The sequence below is a fragment of the Bacillus sp. HMSC036E02 genome, from assembly GCF_001836235.1.
GTDB classification, from domain to species: domain Bacteria; phylum Bacillota; class Bacilli; order Bacillales; family Bacillaceae_G; genus Bacillus_A; species Bacillus_A cereus.
Map to the genome: position 1 here is coordinate 3,291 of NZ_KV827853.1, position 247 is coordinate 3,537.

Here is a 247-nt window from a genome sequence, read left to right on the forward strand (position 1 = left end):
AGAAGCAATGAGAAATGCTGGTACTACTGCGATTGCTGGTGAAACTATTAGTGAGGATGGAAATTTAGCATTATTAAAACCTATGAGTGCAATTGCTGGAAGACGTGCGGTATTTATGGGAGCTTATTATTTAGAAAAACAACATCAAGGAGAGGGGATTTTATTATCAGGTATTGAGGGAATCCCAGCCGGAAAAGTTGTAATCCTAGGTGGAGGGAATGCTGCAACTAATGCCTGTGATATGGCA

The 247-nt window shown here is 40.5% G+C and carries 1 pseudogene; it reads left to right on the forward strand.

What is annotated here, in order from left to right:
* Nucleotides 1–247, forward strand: a pseudogene (locus HMPREF2590_RS15800) (alanine dehydrogenase); the annotation flags it as partial.